Raw genomic sequence first — 19,291 nt, forward strand, 5'->3', positions numbered from 1 at the left:
GACGTGGCCCACGCGCGTTGAGGGAGTTAAGCATCAGCCCTGCGGCAAGTCAACAAACACTTGTTGCATCCGCTCGGCGGCGCACCGTCACGCGGCGACTCTTGCTGCGCCCGGCTTCAGCGTGCGCCGAGGCCGTCGACGAGGAGCTCCACGTACTGATCGGCGAGTTGATCCGTGCTCAGGTCTCCCTCAGGGGCATACCAGACGTAGACCCAATTGAGCATGCTCGCGAATGCAATGCTGGCCAATCTCGGGTCTACGGGACGGAACTCACCCTCGCGCACGCCGCGGTCGATGATCTCTCGCAGTCCCGCCTCCCAGCGATCGCGGCTCCGAACCACCTTGACCTGACGCTCTGGGGACAGGTTCCTCCATTCGTGGAAGAAGACGGTGGCATACTCTCGGTTGCCCGCAATCAGCGCCACGTCACGAATGGCGACCTCGTGGAGCTGTTCCCTGGCAGTACCGCCCATCGCCAGCGCTGCCTGCATGTCCTTCTCGGACTGCTCCATGATGCGATGCACGACGGCCTCAAGCAGGTCCTCCTTGGTTTCGATGTGCGCATACAGACTGCCCGCATGGATCCCCATGCCGCGACCGATGTCCCGCATCGACGTGCCTCGATACCCCTTCCGGGCGAACAAGCCCGCGGCAACTTCTACGATCGGAGTGAAGTAGTCGACTGTGCCCTTGTCCTCGCGCGCCACCCTGACATCTAACCCCAGCCCGAGGCTCCCAGAATCGTCGGATCGGCCACGGCATTTGTAACAAACACTTGTTGGCTGCATACTCTGCTACACGCCTCGGACCCCAGAAGGGAGGCACGGCTCCCGTGCGCGACTACGACCTGAGGGATCGCACCACGACGCATGTGCTGGCAGACAAGGCCGCGCGCGTCGGCGACTCCCCGTTTCTGCTGTGGCAGGGCGAGACATTCACCTACCGTGATCTCGACGAGTGGACCAACCGCTACGCCAACGGACTCGCCCAGCTGGGAGTCGGCCGCGGAGACCACGTCGCACTATTGCTCCCCAACGGTCCGGAGTTCTTGTGGACCCTGTGGGGACTTGGCAAGCTCGGCGCAGTTGCGGTGCCTCTCAACACGGCTGCCAAGGGAGAGATGCTGCGCTACTTCCTCGATCAGTCAGACGTCACGACCATCGTGATCGCCAGCGATCTGCTGTCGAGACTGGCGGCCGTGCTGTCCGACCTCGGATGCCTGCGCACCGTGGTCGGACTGGGTACGACGACAACCGAGATCGCTACGTCGATATCTGCCAAGGACGTTAGGTTCGCCAGCACCGACGATCTGTCCAACGCCCCGCCTACACCGCCGCTGGTCGCCGAACCGGTCCAGTGGAGCGACCCTCACCTGATTCTGTTCACGAGCGGAACGACCGGGCCCAGCAAGGGAGCAGTCAGTCCACAAGCGCAAGGACACACGGTGGGCCGGACGATGGCATCACTCAATGACTACGGCTCGCAGGACACCCTGTACACCTGCCTGCCGGTCTTTCACGGCAACGCGCTGTGGTACACCGTGTACGCGGCTCTGTGGGCCGAAGGCTGCGTGGCCCTGTATCCCCACTTCTCCGCGCGATGCTTCTGGGAGCAGGTGCGCGAGTCCAAAGCAACGGTGATCAACTGTCTAGGCGCGATGGCGAACATCATCTGGCAATTGCCGCCGAGCGAGCGGGACCGGGACCACAACGTGCGCGTGTGCATGATGGTGCCCAACTCCTCGGAACACGCAATCGGATTCCAGAGTCGCTATGGGATCACGACGACCTCGGTGTATGCGATGACCGAGAACTGCCCAGTCACCGTGTTCACCGCCACGGACCCACTTGACAAGGCACCGTCCACCGGCCGTCTGCGCAGCGACGTCCAAGTCCGCATCGTCGACGACCTTGGGTTGGAGGTTCCGCGCGGGCAGATTGGCGAGATCTGCATCCGACCCAACGAGCCCGGCTGCATGATGCTTGGCTACTACAAGATGCCGCAGGCGACCACCGATGCCATCACGGACCTGTGGTTCCACACTGGCGACCTGGGACACCTCGACGCTGACGACTACCTGTTCTTCTCAAGCCGCAAGAAGGAGGCCATCCGGCGTCGTGGCGAGAACATCTCCGCTCACGAAGTCGAGACGATCGTCTGTCAGCACCCGGCAATCATCGAGGCGGCTGCCGTCCCGGTCGCATCCGAACTCGGGGAAGACGACCTGATGGTCTACCTGGTGGCCGCCGAAGGAGCAGATGTGTCCTTCGAAGAAGTCATCGCCTTCTGCGACGCACAGATGCCGTACTACATGGTTCCTCGCTACCTCGAGTTCTTACCGAGTCTGCCCAAGACTCCCAGCGAGAAGGTCGAGAAATACAAACTGAAGACCGCCGCAGCCGATCGGATCGGCGAGCTGTGGGATCGGGAGGCGGCGGGCATTGTCCTCAACCGCTGAACTCCCGACGATTCCAGCCGTGAGGGTCGCGATCGAGGGTCGTGTCGCGACCGTTGTCATCGACCGCCCTCAGACCCGCAACGCACTCAGCCCGGACGTCATCGACGGCCTGAGGAGGGCCATCGCACGATCCGTAGATTCGGGATGCACGGTCCTGATCCTGCGCGGTAGCGGCGGAACGTTGTCTGCCGGGGCTGACCTGACCTTCCTGCGCGGCACGCTCGACGATCCAGCCGCATCTCACAAGTACATCGCCTCCATCGGCGCGGCGCTCGACGAACTCGAACGGGCTCCCCTGATCTCAGTGTGTGTCATCGACGGCTATGCACTCGCCGGAGGCTGCGAGATCGTCTTGGCGTGCGACCTTGCGCTGGCGAGCGACCGTTCTCAGATCGGTGATCGACACCTCGAGTACGGATTGCTGCCTGGCGCGGGTGGCTCGGTCCGGATGAGTCGCGCCATGCCCCCGGCGGCCGCGAGACGCCTGCTGCTGACCGGCGACATGATCGGTGCCGAGGAGGCGCTGCGCCTGGGGCTGATCAGTCACATCGCTGCTGTGGGTCAGCTGGAAGAGATGCTGGAGAACCTCACCACCAGGCTCGCCACACGACCTCCAGATGCAATCCGCGAGATGAAGAGGCTGCACCGCGTCGCCCTGGCGACACACCCCGCGAGCGCCGCCGTCGAGGAACGGAACGCATTGCTAGCGCACCTGTCCAGCGCCACCGTCAGGGAGGGGCTCTCTGCATTTGCCGAGCGACGTACGCCTCGCTTCACCTGACCCCACTTGCGACCATCGAATTCCACCGCCTGCGCCAAAGAATCGAGGAGTCATGGACACATCCACTGTCCACGAGCCCGAGCGTCCGGTGTCCGGGCGCTGGTTCGAGGAACTACAGCCCGGAGAGACCATTCACCATGCTGTGCGCCGCACGGCAACCGAAACCGACAACGTCATCTTCACCGCGATGACGATGAACCCCGCACCGATGCACCTCGACGCGCACTACGCTGGCCGATCAGAGTTCGGTCAGCCGCTGGTGAACAGCATGTTCACGGTTGCGCTCGTCGTCGGCATCTCGGTTTACGAGCTCACGTTGGGCACCATCGTTGCCCAATTGGGTCTCAGTGACGTTGAGTTCCCCAAACCAGTCTTCTGTGGTGACACGATTCACGTGGAGTCCGAGGTCGTCCGGGCCCGCCCGTCCCGCTCCCGGCCCGATGCGGGCCTGGTCACCTTCGAACATCGCGCCTTCAACCAACGCAACGAGCTGGTCTGCCGCGTGCGTCGTGTGGGCCTCATGCTGCGCCGCCCGGTTGGGGGCTCGGCATGAACCCCGACTCTCGCGTGGCGGACTCGCTCCGCGTCGCCAGGTCCTCCGCCCTGGCGGGAGGCGACGTTAGCCGCTGGCCCGAGAAACTCCCCGTCCGTCAGCGGATCGGCCTGCTGCTCGATCCAGGCTCTTGGGTCGAGGACGGACTGCTAGCCGATGCCGCCGGCAGCAGACTGCCCGCGGATGGCGTGCTTACCGGCGTCGGCACCGTCGAGGGTCGGCCGGTCGCAGTGGTCGCGCACGACTTTTCGGTGAAGGCGGGCTCGTGGGGTGAGTTGAGCTGTGAAAAGCAGATCCGCATCTTGGAGCGGGCAGATCGTGACCTGCTTCCGGTGTTCTATCTCGTCGACTCCGCCGGCGGGCGACTGACAGACCAGATGGGCTTCTTCCCCGGCAGACGCGGTGCCTCGCGCATCTTCCAGCTTCAGGTCGCGCTGTCCGGGCGGGTTCCTCAGATCTGCTGCCTCCACGGCCCGTCCGCGGCCGGAGGTGCCTACATGCCCGCCTTCACCGATTGGGTCGGGATGGTCGAGGGCAACGCGTCCATGTACTTGGCGTCACCTCGGATAGCTGAGAAGGTCACCGGCGAGAAGACCACGCTGGAAGAGATGGGGGGCGCCGTCATGCACGCCACCGTCTCCGGATGCGCCGACGAAGTCTTCGGGTCTGACTGGGAGGTCATCGCTGCCGCACGACACCTCCTCACCTACTTGCCCGACGACTGGCGGACGACGCCGCCCCGCACGGAGGCTGTGGATCCTGAATTCAACACGTGGCCGACAGATCTCATACCCGAAGACGCCAACGTGAGCTACGACGTCCGCGACGTCATCGATCGCTTCGTCGATGCCCGCAGCTTCTACGAGATCAAGTCCGTCTGGGCTACCGAGATCGTGACTGGTCTGGCCCGAATCGAAGGCCAAGTGTTGGGAATCGTCGCGAACCAACCCTCGGTCCGCAGCGGAGCGATATTCGTCGATACCGCGGACAAGGCAGCCAGGTTCGTGTCGCTGTGCGACGCGTTCAATATCCCCTTGCTCTTCCTCCACGATGTCCCCGGATTCATGGTCGGCGCAGCCGTAGAACGGCAGGGAATCATTCGCCACGGCGCCAAGATGATCGCCGCCATGGCCAGCGCAGAGGTGCCTAAGTTCTCAGTCATTCTCCGAAAGACCTACGCTGCAGGCTTCTATGCGATGTGCGCACCGGGCTTCGAGCCGCGCGCTACGATCGCACTCCCCACGGCGTCGATCGGCACCATGTCACCGGATGCATCGGTTAACGCCATCTATGCCAACAAGATCTCGGCGATCGAGAACCCCGATGAACGTGCTGCTTTCGTGGCAGCACGGGTCGAGGAACAGGCTGAGGAGTTCACCTTGTTGCGGATGGCCAGCGAGCTCGTCGTAGACGCCACTGTTGAGCCGCAGGAACTCCGGGGGGAAGCTTGTCGCCCGGTTGCATGCGGCCCGGCACTGGACTCGCTCCAAAGAGCGACGCCACCACTTGGTGAGCCCGGTCTGATGTCCATACCCTCATCGACGACCCTCGTGGCTCGAAGCATGCTCTTTGTGCCTGGGAACAAGCCCTCCATGATCGCGAAGATCCCATCGGTCCGTCCCGATCTCGCCGTCGTCGACCTGGAGGATGCCGTCGCGCCGGCGCACAAGGACGCGGCAAGGCACTCTGCAGTAGCCGCGCTGGCTGACTTGGGCTCGAGTCGAGTCCAGGTCCTTGTCCGAGTCAACCCACCGGGCACCGCCTGGTACACCGACGATCTCGCAGCTCTGGCTGACTTGGACGGGATCGGCATTGTCCTGCCGAAGTACCAAGATCGGACCGAAGCCGAGGACCTCCGGGAGCGGCTCCCCAGCGACGCACCTCTCGTGGTTGGTCTGGAGTCCGCCCGAGGAATTGCCGACTGTCGTGACCTTCTCGATGGACCGGTAGACGCAGCCTACTTCGGTGCCGAGGACTACATCGCCGACGTCGGCGGACGCCGGACGAGCTCCGGCATCGAGGTCCTCCACGCACGCTCAGAAGTGGTCCTCGCCGCACGCCTCTGTGGCGTTCCTGCAGTCGACCAAGCGGTCCTGACGATTCGCGACCCGAAACCCTTCCGAGACGACGCCATGAGCGGTGCTGCCCTGGGCTACGCCGGGAAGATCTGCCTACATCCCGCACAGGTAGCCACTGCACATGAGGTCTTCACCCCGAGCGAAGAAGAGATCATGCGAGCGCGTGCTGTACGAGATGCTGCCGAGTCGGGACTGGGGATGATCGACGGCGCGATGGTGGATTCCGTGCACCTGCGAGTTGCATCGGAGGTGCTAGCGCGCGCCAAGCAGCACGGCGAACACGATCAACTCGCAGGTTCCTCCACCCGTCTCACGGCGGCCCGAAAGACCCGCCCATGAGCAGCCACCACGGTAGCGACCGAGCGTTCAGGCGCGTGCTGGTCGCCAACCGAGGCGAGATCGCGGTCCGCATCATCCGTGGGGTTCAGAAGGTCGGCCTCAGGGGAATCGCCGTGTACGCCGAACCCGACAGAGACTCACCACACCTACTTCTCGCCGACGAAGCGGTCCCACTGGGCGGAGTCACGGCCGCAGAGTCGTACCTCGACGTCGACAAGCTCCTCAGCGCCGCACACACCGCGGGTGCGGACGCCATCCACCCCGGATACGGGTTCCTCTCCGAAAACGCCGACTTCGCAGAAGCCGTGATCGCAGCTGGACTGGTGTGGATCGGCCCAGACCCCGACACAATCCGGATCCTTGGCGACAAGGTCACCGCCAGAAGAATTGCACAAGAGGTCGGGGCACCGCTTGTGCCCGGGACAGACGCGCCCGTAGACACAGTCGAGGACATTCGCGACTTCGTGAGAGCTCACGGTCTCCCGATCGTGATCAAGGCTGCGTTCGGTGGCGGAGGACGAGGGCTGAAGGTCGTGCGCGCCATCGAAGAGATCCCTCAACTGTTCGACTCCGCTACCCGCGAGGCAATCACTGCCTTCGGTAGGGGAGAGTGCCTTCTTGAGCGATATCTGGACCGGTGCCGACACGTCGAAGCACAGGTGGTCGCAGACCGACAGGGTCACGTCGTCGTTGCGGGTACCCGAGACTGCTCCCTCCAGCGACGACATCAAAAGCTCGTCGAAGAGGCTCCCGCGCCGTTCCTGACTGAGTCACAGCTCAGCAGCATCGTGAGCTCCGCCAAGCAGATCTTCCGGAAGGCCGACTACGTGGGTGTGGGCACCGTGGAGTATCTCGTCGCAGATGACGGCACGGTGACCTTCCTCGAGGTGAACACGCGGTTGCAGGTCGAGCACCCCGTGACCGAGGAGACCACTGGATGGGACTTAGTCGCCGAACAACTCCGGGTTGCGAGCGGAAGGCCGCTGTCCCGAGGCGCAGACCCCGAGCCCACGGGTCACTCGTTCGAGTTCCGAATCAACAGTGAGGATCCTGGCAATGGATTTCTCCCCAGGACTGGCACCGTCTCGGGGCTGAGATGGCCCACTGGCGAGGGCATTCGAGTCGACGCTGGAATCCGCGACGGTTCGATGGTGAACGGAGAGTTCGACTCGCTCCTCGCAAAGTTGATTGTGACCGGTCCGGATCGCGACACGGCACTCATCCGGAGCCGAAAGGCGCTCGATGACATCGAGTTGGGGGGCCTCCCGACCGTCATCCCATTCCATCGCGCAGTGATCCACGACCCCGCCTTCACTTCGGAGGAGAGGATCGATGTCCACACGCGGTGGATCGAGACGGAGTTTGACAACCAGATCCCGATGTGGGCCGAGGACCAATCTGACGCCACCAGTGTCGCTGTCAGGATCGGGCGGCGGGTCCACAGAGTCCGCCTCCCAGGGCTCCACGCGCTCGGATCGCGCGCGAAACAGATCCGACTCGCGGCGCGGGACATGACCTGTGTGTCTGCCAGCGATCAGGACGACGAAGGATCCGACCGCACCGTCACCACCACCATGCAGGGAACCCTCGTCCATCTAGCCGTCAGCGAGGGCGACCTGGTCATGAAGGGCGACTTGGTTGCAGTCGTCGAAGCCATGAAAATGGAGAATCCGATCTACGCGCCGGTCGCCGGCCGCGTCTCAGGAGTCAACGTCGCCGTCGGTGACACACCAGCACAGGGCGCGGTCTTGTGCGTAGTCGAGGTTTCCCCGCGCGGTTGAAGTCCCCCCTCGGACACCGAACGGCGAGGCGTCGTCCTCGGCCACAATGGCGTCATGTCGACCTCACCACGCCGCCCGCCGCCGCGGTCGTGGCGGGAGTTCGTGGTTGAGGTCAACGACGGCATCATCTCCACGGCCGGGATCGTGGAGGGGCTGGTGGCCGCGGACGTCCGCACCCATACGGTACTGATCTCTGCGGCGGTGGCGCTGGTCGTGGGCAGTGTGACGACGGGCGCCGCGCGGTTCACCGAGAGTGCCTACCTGCGCGATGCGGCGATGCAAGCCGTCGAGGACGAGCGGCGCCAGATCGCGCTGTCGCCGGACGCCGAGCAAGCCGAGTTGGCCGCGATCTACGTCGACAAGGGTCTGTCGGAGAACCTCGCCGAGCAGGTGGCTGCCGAGCTGATGGCGGTCGATCCGCTTGGTGCACACATCGAGGAGGAGCTCGACGTCGACGAGGACGACTTCCGGCCACCGCTGATCGCGGCCGGGCTGTCGGCACTTGCCTATGCCGCGGGCGCGGTGTTGCCGATCCTGATCAGCCTGATGGTCCCGGCGCACAGCCGATTGCTCAGCACCGGGATCGCGGTCGTCGCAGCACTGGCGATCACATCCTGGGTCGGCGCCACGATCGGGAACACCAGTCCGGTCCGGACGGTCATGCGCACCGTCGTGATCGGCGTCGCCACTATCGTCCTGGCCGCCGGCGTCGGTCAGCTCCTCGACTAGCGTCGCACAGCGTCTAGGCACGCAGATCGTGTCGCAGGTGGTGGCCAGTGACAACGCGCCCACGTCGTACGACACGTGGCCGGGGACGACTCCGGCCGTCCGTTCCATGCGGCCCACGGGCTCAGGCTGCCCGAAGGGATCAACGCGCCCCCGTGCTGGTCTAGACCGGTTCGGCCTCAGACACCATGTCCGTGGCATGCCGTGGATGCGGCACCTCGACCGGAGGAGCATTGCGCTCCTCCCAGCAGTCACGGCAGTAGGTCACCTGCCGAAACGCGACCGACCGCACGAAAGCGTCCCCTTTCGGAACCTTCGTGTAGCAGAACGAACACGTGCACCCCATGGCCAGACCCCACATCTGTCGCCGGACTTGCCACACCATGGTGCGTCCGGCCCGGGCACGGGTCAAGGGATGCGATGGTCAAACTTTCGCGTGACCCGCTGCGCGGCCCCTGGCTGCTGTGGTACGGCGATCGGCGTCGCCCACTCGCTCCACTAGGGTCAATGCCGCGCAGTTAGCGATGTGACTGGTGTGGCGAGTGTGGCGTCGGCGTGTCGTCGGGTAGAGCAACAGAACTCCTCGATAGGCAGGGGATGTCCTGACAAGACGCCCTGCTACCGATGGAGTTCTGTTGCGTTCTCAGTCTGTCACGTCTGATCCGGTGGATCCGTTCTCTGCTGGCCATCTGGGCGAGTTGACGCGGATCGTCTCCTTCGATCTGGTCGACGCGGCGATCAGCGCCGCGGGGGCGACGCAGAAGCGGCTGCGGCGCCTGCCCACCCGGGTGGTGGTGTACGTGCTGCTGGCCGGGGTGCTGTTCGCCGACGTGGGTTATCGCCAGGTCCTGCGGCGTCTGGCCGCCGGCGCGGACCTGAGCATCCGGGTGCCGGGCAGCTCGGCGTTGTCCCAGGCCTTCCGGCGGATCGGAGTGGGTCCACTGCGGGAGTTGTTCGACCTGGTCCGCGGCCCGGCGGCCGGTGCTGCCCGTTGGCGTGGGTTGCTGGTGTGCGCCATCGACGGGACCACGATGTGTGTGCCGGACACCGACGTCAACGCTGCGGCGTTCGGTCGGGCCACCGGCCGCCCGGACGCCCCGGGCGGCTACCCGATGCTGCGGCTGGTGAGCATCCTCGCGTGCGGCTCACGCACCCTCATCGACGCCGTGTTCGGGTCCTACCGGGTCGGGGAGACTACCTACGCATCCCGCCTGGCGCGCTGTCTGCGGCCCGGGACGGTGCTGCTCGGTGACCGCAACTTCGCTGCCGCGGCCCTGATCGAGCAGTTCGCCGCCACCGGCGCGGACCTGCTCATCCGGTGCAAGGACAACCGTAGGTTCGCCCTCGTGGACCGCCTGGGCGATGGCACCCGCATCGCTGTCCTCGGTGGCATCCGGGTGCGGATCATCGACGCCCAGATCATCGTGGACCTGAAAGACTCAGGCACCCAGCGCACCGGCACCTACCGCCTGATCACGACCCTGACCAACCCGCAGCGGTACCCGGCACGGGAGATCGTCGAGCTCTACCACCAGCGGTGGGAGATCGAGACTGGCTTCCGCGAGACCAAGTCCACGATCTTGGACGGGAGGGTCCTACGGGCGCGCACACCCGCCGGGATCGCCCAGGAGGTCTACGCCGTCCTGATCGTCCATCAGGCTCTGCGGACCGCGATCGCCGACGCTTCCCTGGCTCACGGTGGCATCGCACCCGACCGGCTCAGCTTCACCATCGCACTGACCACCGCCCGCGACACGATCCACCGCGCAGCAGACGTCCTCGCCGAGGCCGGCACCGACCTGACCGGCCGGATCGGGGCAGCGGTCCTGGACACAGTTCTGCCCGCCCGCCGAGCCCGCTCCAGCCCCCGAGTGACCAAACGCGCGATCTCCAAACACCGCGCCAAAGGCCCCATCGACCGGACGAACTACCAGACCCGAATCACGACACACCTACTGCCGACCCTTGACCCGAGCCAAGATCCTTAACTGCGCGGCATTGCCACTAGGGTCGGGCGCATGATCCTGCTCAAGCCGGGGACGCCCGCCGAACTCAGCGAGTCGACGCGGAAGGCCTTCCGGACGACCTACGGCTCGGAGTCGACGGTCGTGGGCCGATCCCCCGGTCGGGTGAACCTGATCGGTGAGCACACCGACTACAACCGCGGCCTCTGCCTTCCGGTGGCCCTCCCCCACGCGACGTACGCCGCAGCCGCGCCGCGCGCCGATGGCCTCTTCCGGATGGCCAGTCGGCAGGCCGACGAGCCCTGGCAGGGCACCATCGCCGATGTCGGCCCCGGTCGGCCGCAGGGGTGGGCGGCCTATGCGGCAGGTGTGATCTGGGCACTGGCCGACCTCGGCTACCACGTGCCCGGTCTGGACCTCTTCGTCGACAGCACGGTGCCGGTCGGAGCCGGGCTGTCGAGCTCGGCTGCCATGGAGTGCTCGGTCGCGGCCGCCATCGTCACGCTGACCGGCGGCGAACTCACCGCGGACGTCCGCGCCGCTCTGCTGCCGGCATGCATGCGCGCCGAGATCGAGGTCGCCGGAGCGCCGACCGGCGGGATGGACCAGAGCGTGGCCTTGTTCGGGCAGGTCGGCCATGCGCTGCTCCTCGACTTCGCCGACGGCTCCCGGACCCAGGTGCCGCTAGCGCTGGCGGAGGCCGGGTTGTCCCCGCTGGTGATCGACACCCGAGTCAGCCATGCGCTGATCGACGGGGGGTACGCCGCCCGCCGTGCCGATTGCGAGCGGGCGACGGCGGAGCTCGGCCTGGAGTCGCTGCGCGAGGCCTCCCTCGACGACGTCGGCGCACTCACGGATGAGCGTGTGCGTCGCCGGGCTCGTCATGTCGTGACCGAGATCGAGCGGGTCCGCGAGGTGGTCGCTGCCGCCACGGCGCAAGACTGGGCACGGGTTGGTCGGGCGTTCTGGGCCTCGCACGTGTCTCTTCGCGACGACTTCGAGGTCTCTTGTGTCGAGCTCGATCTGGTCGTCGACACCGCCATGCGGCACGGCGCCGTGGGAGCCCGGATGACCGGGGGCGGCTTCGGCGGCGCCGCCATCGCCTTGATGCCGACGACGGAGCTGTCGGCGGTCGCCGAGGCCATCGAGGCCGCCTTCGCGGCAGCCGACCACACACCGCCCGCCTTCCTCGTGCCCGAGCCGTCGGCCGGCGTCTCGGTCGAGTAGGAGCTCCGACCCCGAGCAGTACGCATACTCAGGCCGATTCAGGTACTCAGAGCGGTGCCAGGCCGACGGCCCGTGGCTGAAGGTTCTGTCATGACCACTCCCACTGCCCCGCGCAACACCAGCGCCTTCTTCCTTCAAGCCGCCGTCGCCTTCGGTCTGGCCCTCATCACCATGGTCGTCGGGATCTACTTCATGCCTGGCGATCCCTGGGTCCGCGCGTTCCTCGCGCTCGGCACCCTGTTCCTGACCAGCTCCTCGCTGACCCTCGCCAAGGTCGTCCGGGATTCCCAAGAGGAGCAGTACGTCGTCGCCCGCCTCGACCGGGCCCGACTGGACAAGATCCTCGCCGACCACGACCCCTTCACACCGCCAACCGTCTGAACCGATCCCCTGGCCGCTAGGTACGCTGCGGTCCATGCCCAGCGAGACCGAGACCCGCCCGCCCGCGCTTCCCGCAGGCGGGCGGGTTCGCGTGATGACTCGCTGGGGGGCGCCGGTGATGCACCGGCCCCAGCAGCAGGTCACCGTCTTCGACGACGAGCTGCGGGAGCTTGCCGCCGACATGGCAGCCACGATGTACGCCGCCGACGGGGTCGGCCTCGCGGCCTGCCAGATCGGCGTCGATCTAGCCATGTTCGTCTTCGACTGCCCTGACGCCGCTGGAGAGCATGTCGCGGGTGTGGTCTGCAACCCTGTCCTCGTCCTGCCGGAGGGCAAGGACCGCCACCTCGACGACGGCGAGGAAGGCTGTCTCTCCTTCCCCGGCGCGTTCGTGAACTGCGCCCGGCCCGACCAGGCCGAGGTCACCGGCGTCGGGCTCGACGGCGAGCCGGTGCGCTACGCCGGTGACGGCTTGCTGGCCCGGTGTCTCCAGCACGAGACCGACCATCTCTACGGCACGGTGTTCGGCGACCGAATCTCGGCCAAGGCGCGCAAGCGCCTGCAGAAGGCGCACGACAAGGCTTCGCCGGACTATCCGGCGGACTGGCCGACGGGGGTCACCGAGTCGCGTAGAACGTGACGGCGGTAGCGGCAGCGACGTTGAGTGAGTCGACGCCGACCTCCATTGGGATCCGGACCCGATAGTCGGCGGCCGCGGCCGTGCGCGGCTCCACGCCGGCGCCCTCGGTGCCGAAGACGAAGGCGAGGTCGGGCCGGTCGAGCGCCACCAGCTCGTCGAGTGAGATGGCGTCCTCGGACAGCGTCAGTGCCACGGTCGTGTAGCCGTGTTGACGCAGCTCGAGGAGCGTCTGCCGGATCGGCCCGGTGCGAGTCCACGGCACCGCGAACACGTTGCCCATGCTGGTCTTGACGGCCCGGCGGTAGAGCGGGTCGGCGCATCGGGGGCTCACCAGCACGGCGTCGACGCCGAGCGCCGCGGCGTTGCGGAAGACGCTGCCGACGTTGCCGTGGTCGACCAGTGCCTCGAGCACCACCACTCTGCGGCGGCCGAGAGGTCGTCGTACGACGGCAGCCAGCACCTCCTCTACCGTCGGGAGCGGAAGCCTGTGTAGCGACGCCAGCGCCCCACGGTGGACGTGGAACCCGGTCACCTCCTCGGCGAGCGCCTCGGTGACGACAAAGCAGGGCGCAGCGGAGCGATCGAGCAGGTCGGCCAGGCCAGGCAACCACCGCTCCGCCATCAGGAAGGAACGGGCCTGGTGACCGGCTTCCAGGGCGCGCCGGACCACCTTCTCACCCTCGGCGAGGAAGAGGCCTTCGGCCGCCTCGAGTGAGCGCCGCAACGCGACGTCGCGCAGGTCGCGGTAGTCCGCCAACCGGGGATCCGTCGGATCGGTGACCCGCACCATCTCGGCCATGAGCAGACTCTCCCACTTCCACTTCCACTAGAGTCCGAAGCATGAGCCTCGAACGTCCCGTCACGCCGAATCCCTATGACCTGCTCCCGGCCACTGCATCGTTCTCGGTGACCAGCGCCGACGTCACCGACGGTCAGCCGCTCAAGGACGACCAGGTGGCCGCTCTCGGGAACACCTCGCCTCAGCTGTCCTGGTCGGGTGCTCCCGAAGGGACCCGCTCCTATGTGGTGACCTGCTTCGACCCCGACGCGCCCACACCGTCCGGCTTCTGGCACTGGGTCCTGGTCGATCTGCCGGCCGGCTGCACCTCCTTGGACACCGGTGCTGGTGCCGAGGGTGGCGCTGGCCTTCCGGGCGGTGCGTTCATGTGTCGCAACGACGGCGGCCCGAAGGCGTTCATGGGCGCCGCGCCGCCGGAGGGCGACCAGGTGCACCGCTACTACTTCGTGGTCCACGCGGTCGGCGAGGACAGCCTGGGCGTGGACTCCGATGCCAGCGCCGCGGTGGTGTCGTTCAACCTGGCCTTCAAGACTCTGGGGCGTGCCATCATCTACGGCACCTACCAGCATTGAGCTCGCTGCATGCTGCGGTAGCCCTGCGCTCGTTCCGGCGGTACTCCACCTACCGGGCGGCCACCCTCGCCGGCATCTTCACCAACTCGGTCTTCGGGGTCATCTACTCCTACGCCTACCTCGCGCTGTGGCACGCCAGCCCGCAGGCCGGTGGGTACGACGCGGCCGACGCGGTCACCTATGTCTGGCTCGCCCAGGCACTGCTGATGACCGTGGCCGTCTGGGGTGGCGGGACCACCGACGACCTCACCGAGCGGATCCGCACCGGTGACGTCGCCATCGACCTCTACCGACCGGTGGGCCTGGTGGGGTGGTACCTCGCAGGTGACCTCGGCAGGTCGGCGTACCACCTGCTCACCCGGGGTCTGGCTCCTACCCTGATCGGTGCCGTGCTGTTCGGCATCGCGCTGCCGTCGTCGCCGACGGCAGCCGTCGGCTTCGCGATCAGCCTTCCGTTGGCGGTGACGGTGAGCTTTGCCATCCGGTTCCTGGTCGCCTCCACGGCGTTCTGGCTGCTCGACGCGCAAGGGATCAAGGTGCTCGCCGGCGCCTTCGCGGTGTTCTTCACCGGCATGACGCTGCCGCTGGTGCTCTTCCCCGGCTGGCTCGGCACCATGGCGCAGACGCTGCCGTGGGCGGCCTACATCCAGGTCCCGATCGACGTCTGGCTCGGCCGGCACCAGGGCGGTGACCTCCTCGCCGCGCTGGCCTTCCAGGCGCTCTGGGTGATCGTCCTGCTCGCGCTGTGCCACCTGGTGCTGCACGCGGCGACCCGCAAGGTGGTGGTGCAAGGTGGCTGAACCGGCGAGCCTCGCCGGGTGGCCGACACTCACCCGGCGCTACGCCGACATCGCCTGGCTATGGATCCGGGCGGCCTGGGCCTATCCGACGTCGTTCTTGACGCTGGTGGTGGCGAACTTCCTCATCACCGGTCTCGACATCATCGGGATCGCGATCATGTTCGCCCACCTAGACGCGCTCGGCGGCTTCACGTTCCGCGAAGTCGCGCTGCTCTATGGCGCCTCGTCGCTCGGCCTGGGCATCGCCGACACCCTGATCGGCAGCGTCGAGCGAGTCGGTGAATACGTGCGCACCGGTCGCCTCGACCAGATGCTCACCAAGCCGCTCCCGTTGCTGCTGCAGGTCTGCGCGGACAACTTCACGCTGCGCCGCCTGGGCCGGATCAGCCAAGCGGTGCTGGTCTTCAGCTGGGCGGCCACTTTCGTGGACTGGACCCCGTCCCGTGTCCTGGTCGCCCTCATGATGGTCCTGGCCGGATCGGCGATCTTCTTCGCCCTCTTCGTGATGTTCTCGTGTGTGCAGTTCTGGACGACCGACGCCTCGGAGTTCGCCAATGCCTTCACCTACGGCGGCGCGACGATCACGCAGTATCCACTCACCATCTTCCCCCGTGAGCTGACCCGGTCGCTGACCTTCCTGCTGCCGATCGCCTTCGTGAACTGGTATCCCTGCCTCTACCTACTCGGTCGCAGCGATCCGTTCGGACTGCCCGACTGGCTGCAGTTCTGCTCCCCCGTCGCGGCCGTCGTCCTGGTCCTCCTCGCGCTCCTGGTCTGGCGCACCGGCGTGCGCCACTACACCTCGACGGGGTCGTGAGATGAGCCTGATCGAGGTCGAGGACCTGGCCCGCACGTTCGTGGTCCGCAAGCGCTCCGGCGGATTGCGGCGGCAGTCGACGGCGGTACACGCCGTCCAGCACCTCTCCTTCACGGTCGACAGCGGCGAGATGGTCGGCTACATCGGCCCCAACGGCGCCGGCAAGTCGACCACCATCAAGATGCTCACCGGCATCCTGGTCCCGACCTCTGGGCGGCTCCGCGTGGCCGGGCTCGACCCCCAACGACAACGGGTCGAGCTGGCGAAGCGGATCGGGGTGGTCTTCGGCCAGCGCACCACGCTGTGGTGGGACCTGCCGCTGCGCGACTCCTTCGAGCTGCTGCAGAAGATCTATCGCGTCCCCGACTCGGCCTTCCGCCGCAATCTCACGACGTACGTCGAGCTGCTCGGGCTCGAGGATCTCCTCGACACTCCTGTCCGCCAGCTCTCGCTGGGTCAGCGGATGCGCGGCGATATCACAGCGGCGCTGCTACACGACCCGGAGATCTTGTACCTCGACGAGCCGACGATCGGCCTCGACGTAGTCAGCAAGGGCCGGTTGCGGGAGTTCTTGCGCACGCTCAACGTCGAGCGCGGCACCACGCTCATGCTCACCACTCACGACCTCGACGACATCGAGGCGCTCTGCGAGCGTGTCCTCGTCATCGACCACGGCGCCTTGGTCTTCGACGGCTCGCTGACCGCTCTGCAGCGTCAGGTCGACTCCCAGCGAACACTCGTGGTGGACCTCGTCGACGAGGCGCCGCCGATCGACGTGCCCGGCGCCGTCGTCACCCGGGTGGAAGGGCCGCGCCAGTGGCTCTCCTTCCCCGCCGGACAGAGCGCCGCTCCTATCGTTGCCACCGTCGCCGCGTCGTACGACGTGGCCGACCTCTCCCTGCGCGAGCCCGATATCGAGGACGTCATCCGGGACCTGTATTCGAGGTAGCAACGACCGAGCACCTACCATCGGGGCCATGCTGCGTCGCGCCGTACCTGTGCTCCTGCTCGCCCTGCCACTGCTCGCGGCCTGTTCGGGCAGCGATGACTCCAGCGCCCGGGACACTGCCAACCCCGATGTGCCGACGGTGACCTGTGACTATCCCAGCGACGGCACCAGCCCCGCCAAGGAGGCGAGCACGCCGCCGACCAAGGCACCCGAGTCCGGCACGGCGACGGCCACGTTGGCCACTAGCCAGGGCGATATCGGGGTCGAGCTGGACCGCGACAATGCGCCGTGCACGGTCAACTCCTTCCTGTCCCTGGCTGAGCAGGGCTACTTCGACGGCACCGACTGCCACCGATTGACGACGGCCGGGATCTTCGTGCTGCAGTGCGGCGATCCCAGCGGCACAGGATCCGGCGGTCCGGGCTACTCGTTCGCCGACGAGCTCTCCGGGCAGGAGACCTACGGCGCAGGCACGTTGGCGATGGCCAACGCCGGGCCCGACACGAACGGCTCGCAGTTCTTCATCGTGTACGACGACAGCCAGCTCGACCCGAACTACACCGTCTTCGGGAAGATCGACGACGCCGGGCTCGCGGTGGTGCGCAAGGTCGCCAAGGCCGGCACCGACAACGCCAATGGCCAGGGAGACGGCCACCCCGACAAGACCGTCACGATCGAGTCGATCAGCACCTCCTGATCCTCGCCGTGGACGGAGAGCCACGACGCGGAGCACACTGGGCGCATGCTGCTCGAGCGCGAGACGCAGTTCGCCTCGCTGAACGAATATGCCGAGGAAGCCCGGTCAGGTGACGGCCGACTGGTCCTGGTCTCGGGTGAGGTCGGGATCGGCAAGTCTTCCCTGCTCGAGGAGCTCCAGGTCGACCTACGCGATGCCAGCTGGCTCTGGGGGGCGTGCGACGGCCTGTTCACTCCCAGACCACTGGCACCGCTGCGGGACATCGCTCGAGAGATTGCTGCCCACGGAGACACCGGCATCGGCGATCTCCTCGACGGCGAGCTGCCCCGCGAGCGGGTGTTCGACGAGGTGCTCGCGTGGCTCACTCAGCGGCACCGCCTCACTGTCATCGTGGTTGAGGACGTCCACTGGGCTGACGATGCGACCTTGGACCTGCTGCGCTACCTCGGCCGACGACTGCGCCGGCTGCCGGTGCTGCTGCTGGTGACCTTCCGCGACGACGCACTCCCTGCGACCGACCCCTTGCGAGTGGCGCTCGGCGAGCTCGGCACTCAGCGGTCGACCCGCAGGATCGACCTGCCGCCACTGTCCATGGACGGGGTTCGGCGCTTGGCGTCGGGCGGGCCACATCGGCCCGAGGAGCTGCTCCAGCTCACCGGCGGGAACCCGTTCTTCTTGGTGGAGGTCCTCGGCCACGAGGGCACCGACGTGCCCGGCAGTGTCAGGGATGCGGTGCTCGCCCGCGCGGCGACGGTGGGCGGGTCGACTCGCACCACCCTCGAAGTCGCCGCACTCGCCGCTCTTCGAGTGGACACCCAGCTAGTCAGCTCGGCCGCGAACGCCACCCCGGAGGACTTCGACGCGCTCGTTGCCGCGGGGCCTGCTCACCGCGGACGGCGAGATGCTGCGCTTCCGGCATGGGCTCTCGCGCCGCGCGGTCGAATCGACGATCCCGGCCCATCGTCTGGTGGCCGGGCACCGAGCACTGCTCGACACGCTCGGGGCCGACTGCGACGACGATGCCCGGCTGGCCCACCACGCGGAGGGTGCCGGCGACGCTGCCATGGTGCGCCGGCACGCACCCGCCGCTGCCCGTCAAGCGGCGGCGCTCGGCGCCCATCGGGCGGCAGCTGCTCAGTATGAGCGTGCCTTGCGGTTCCCACCCGAGGACCCGTTCAGCCTGGGTGAGCTCAACGACGAGTACGCCGACGTGCTGGCCATCGTGGACCGTTGGGAGGAGGCCGTCGACGCGCGTCAGAGCGCGATCGAGATCTGGCATGCACTGGGAGAGCAGCGCCGCGAGGGGCACGCCTACCGCAAGTTGATGACCGTGATGTGGCGCCTGTGCCGCGGGCCCGAGTCACTCGCTGCCGAGGCACGGGCAATCGAGCTGCTCGAGCCCCTCGGGGATGATCCGGAGCTTGCCCGCGCCCTGTCGTCGTACGCCTTCTCGACCTGGGCCGGCGACCCGGCTCGAACCGACCAGTTGATGGACCGAGCGCTGCGGATGTCCGAAGCCCTGGGCGACAGCGCGCTGCACAGTGACATCTTGAACAACAGTGCCTACCTCCGGTTCACCAGGCGCGAGGACTGGACGCCCGCCATGCACGAGGCACTGCGGCTGGGGTTGGCGACGGGCGGAGAGACGCAGACCGCGCGCGCCTACGCGAACACCTACACCTTCTATGCCGCGGAGTATCGATTCGCCGAGGGCGAGCGGTTCTGGCGC

General features: G+C 66.9%; 18 protein-coding genes. 16 read left to right on the forward strand and 2 right to left on the reverse strand.

From position 1 onward, the window contains the following. Positions 1-116: 116 nt before the first annotated feature. Positions 117-707, reverse strand: a complete 591-nt coding sequence (locus QM714_RS04385) for a TetR/AcrR family transcriptional regulator (protein WP_415097958.1) — start codon at positions 705-707, stop codon at positions 117-119. Positions 708-871: 164 nt separating this feature from the next. Between QM714_RS04385 and QM714_RS04390 the strand changes: the two genes are divergently transcribed. The 10 genes from QM714_RS04390 to def all read left to right on the forward strand — a co-directional run bounded on the left by QM714_RS04390 (position 872) and on the right by def (position 12,928). Beyond that, positions 872-2,458: an AMP-binding protein gene (locus QM714_RS04390; protein WP_415100969.1), complete on the forward strand. Its 1,587-nt coding sequence runs from the start codon at positions 872-874 to the stop codon at positions 2,456-2,458. 19 nt (positions 2,459-2,477) lie between these two features. Beyond that, positions 2,478-3,239: an enoyl-CoA hydratase/isomerase family protein gene (locus QM714_RS04395; protein WP_415097960.1), complete on the forward strand. Its 762-nt coding sequence runs from the start codon at positions 2,478-2,480 to the stop codon at positions 3,237-3,239. A gap of 88 nt (positions 3,240-3,327) precedes the next feature. Beyond that, entirely contained in the window at positions 3,328-3,792 is a 465-nt protein-coding gene (locus QM714_RS04400) for a MaoC family dehydratase (RefSeq protein WP_415097962.1), read from the forward strand. Further along, positions 3,789-6,209, forward strand: a complete 2,421-nt coding sequence (locus QM714_RS04405) for an aldolase/citrate lyase family protein (RefSeq protein ID WP_415097964.1) — start codon at positions 3,789-3,791, stop codon at positions 6,207-6,209. The genes QM714_RS04400 and QM714_RS04405 overlap by 4 nt, the downstream gene beginning before the upstream one ends. Further along, the gene (locus QM714_RS04410) at positions 6,206-7,990 is read left to right on the forward strand and encodes an acetyl/propionyl/methylcrotonyl-CoA carboxylase subunit alpha (RefSeq protein ID WP_415097966.1); all 1,785 of its coding nucleotides are present in this window, start codon (positions 6,206-6,208) and stop codon (positions 7,988-7,990) included. The genes QM714_RS04405 and QM714_RS04410 overlap by 4 nt, the downstream gene beginning before the upstream one ends. 54 nt (positions 7,991-8,044) lie before the next feature. After that, positions 8,045-8,719, forward strand: coding sequence for a VIT1/CCC1 transporter family protein (locus tag QM714_RS04415; RefSeq protein WP_415097968.1), 675 nt, complete (start codon positions 8,045-8,047; stop codon positions 8,717-8,719). Between the two features lie 662 nt (positions 8,720-9,381). Beyond that, a complete protein-coding gene (locus QM714_RS04420; RefSeq protein ID WP_415097970.1) occupies positions 9,382-10,704 on the forward strand; it encodes an IS4 family transposase in 1,323 nt (440 codons plus the stop codon). Positions 10,705-10,734: 30 nt separating this feature from the next. Continuing rightward, positions 10,735-11,907: a galactokinase gene (gene galK, locus QM714_RS04425; protein ID WP_415097972.1), complete on the forward strand. Its 1,173-nt coding sequence runs from the start codon at positions 10,735-10,737 to the stop codon at positions 11,905-11,907. Between the two features lie 90 nt (positions 11,908-11,997). Next, positions 11,998-12,288 carry a YiaA/YiaB family inner membrane protein gene (locus tag QM714_RS04430; RefSeq protein ID WP_415097974.1) on the forward strand — a complete coding sequence of 97 codons (291 nt, stop codon included), beginning with the start codon at positions 11,998-12,000 and terminating at the stop codon, positions 12,286-12,288. Between the two features lie 34 nt (positions 12,289-12,322). Continuing rightward, positions 12,323-12,928: a peptide deformylase gene (gene def / locus QM714_RS04435; protein WP_415097976.1), complete on the forward strand. Its 606-nt coding sequence runs from the start codon at positions 12,323-12,325 to the stop codon at positions 12,926-12,928. On the opposite strand, the gene QM714_RS04440 is transcribed toward def, so the two are convergent. Then, positions 12,906-13,727: a TrmH family RNA methyltransferase gene (locus QM714_RS04440; RefSeq protein WP_415097978.1), complete on the reverse strand. Its 822-nt coding sequence runs from the start codon at positions 13,725-13,727 to the stop codon at positions 12,906-12,908. The genes def and QM714_RS04440 overlap by 23 nt on opposite strands. A 41-nt stretch (positions 13,728-13,768) precedes the next feature. Here QM714_RS04440 and QM714_RS04445 point away from each other — a divergent pair, with 41 nt between their 5' ends. The 6 genes from QM714_RS04445 to QM714_RS04470 are packed head-to-tail and all read left to right on the forward strand — an operon-like array spanning position 13,769 to position 18,705. Then, entirely contained in the window at positions 13,769-14,299 is a 531-nt protein-coding gene (locus tag QM714_RS04445; RefSeq protein WP_415097980.1) for a YbhB/YbcL family Raf kinase inhibitor-like protein, read from the forward strand. Beyond that, positions 14,296-15,099 carry an ABC transporter permease gene (locus QM714_RS04450; RefSeq protein WP_415097982.1) on the forward strand — a complete coding sequence of 268 codons (804 nt, stop codon included), beginning with the start codon at positions 14,296-14,298 and terminating at the stop codon, positions 15,097-15,099. Before QM714_RS04445 ends, QM714_RS04450 begins: the two co-directional genes overlap by 4 nt. After that, on the forward strand, positions 15,092-15,916 hold the full coding sequence (locus QM714_RS04455) for an ABC transporter permease (protein WP_415097984.1): 825 nt from the start codon (positions 15,092-15,094) through the stop codon (positions 15,914-15,916). Before QM714_RS04450 ends, QM714_RS04455 begins: the two co-directional genes overlap by 8 nt. Position 15,917: 1 nt before the next feature. Next, entirely contained in the window at positions 15,918-16,865 is a 948-nt protein-coding gene (locus tag QM714_RS04460) for an ABC transporter ATP-binding protein (protein WP_415097986.1), read from the forward strand. A 28-nt stretch (positions 16,866-16,893) separates the two neighbouring features. Continuing rightward, the gene (locus tag QM714_RS04465) at positions 16,894-17,562 is read left to right on the forward strand and encodes a peptidylprolyl isomerase (RefSeq protein WP_415097988.1); all 669 of its coding nucleotides are present in this window, start codon (positions 16,894-16,896) and stop codon (positions 17,560-17,562) included. Between the two features lie 45 nt (positions 17,563-17,607). Beyond that, entirely contained in the window at positions 17,608-18,705 is a 1,098-nt protein-coding gene (locus QM714_RS04470; protein WP_415097990.1) for an AAA family ATPase, read from the forward strand. Positions 18,706-19,291 lie beyond the last annotated feature (586 nt).

The sequence above is a fragment of the Nocardioides sp. genome (assembly GCF_047602075.1).
Classification (GTDB): domain Bacteria; phylum Actinomycetota; class Actinomycetes; order Propionibacteriales; family Nocardioidaceae; genus Nocardioides.

Bases quoted from the DNA above. Each gene is read 5' to 3' on its own strand.
- QM714_RS04415 (WP_415097968.1), top strand. From the start codon at position 8,045: ATGTCGACCTCACCACGCCGCCCGCCGCCGCGGTCGTGGCGGGAGTTC.
- QM714_RS04440 (WP_415097978.1), bottom strand. From the start codon at position 13,727: ATGGCCGAGATGGTGCGGGTCACCGATCCGACGGATCCCCGGTTGGCG.
- def (WP_415097976.1), top strand. From the start codon at position 12,323: ATGCCCAGCGAGACCGAGACCCGCCCGCCCGCGCTTCCCGCAGGCGGG.
- QM714_RS04445 (WP_415097980.1), top strand. From the start codon at position 13,769: ATGAGCCTCGAACGTCCCGTCACGCCGAATCCCTATGACCTGCTCCCG.
- QM714_RS04460 (WP_415097986.1), top strand. From the start codon at position 15,918: ATGAGCCTGATCGAGGTCGAGGACCTGGCCCGCACGTTCGTGGTCCGC.
- galK (WP_415097972.1), top strand. From the start codon at position 10,735: ATGATCCTGCTCAAGCCGGGGACGCCCGCCGAACTCAGCGAGTCGACG.
- QM714_RS04405 (WP_415097964.1), top strand. From the start codon at position 3,789: ATGAACCCCGACTCTCGCGTGGCGGACTCGCTCCGCGTCGCCAGGTCC.
- QM714_RS04465 (WP_415097988.1), top strand. From the start codon at position 16,894: ATGCTGCGTCGCGCCGTACCTGTGCTCCTGCTCGCCCTGCCACTGCTC.
- QM714_RS04410 (WP_415097966.1), top strand. From the start codon at position 6,206: ATGAGCAGCCACCACGGTAGCGACCGAGCGTTCAGGCGCGTGCTGGTC.
- QM714_RS04430 (WP_415097974.1), top strand. From the start codon at position 11,998: ATGACCACTCCCACTGCCCCGCGCAACACCAGCGCCTTCTTCCTTCAA.
- QM714_RS04470 (WP_415097990.1), top strand. From the start codon at position 17,608: ATGCTGCTCGAGCGCGAGACGCAGTTCGCCTCGCTGAACGAATATGCC.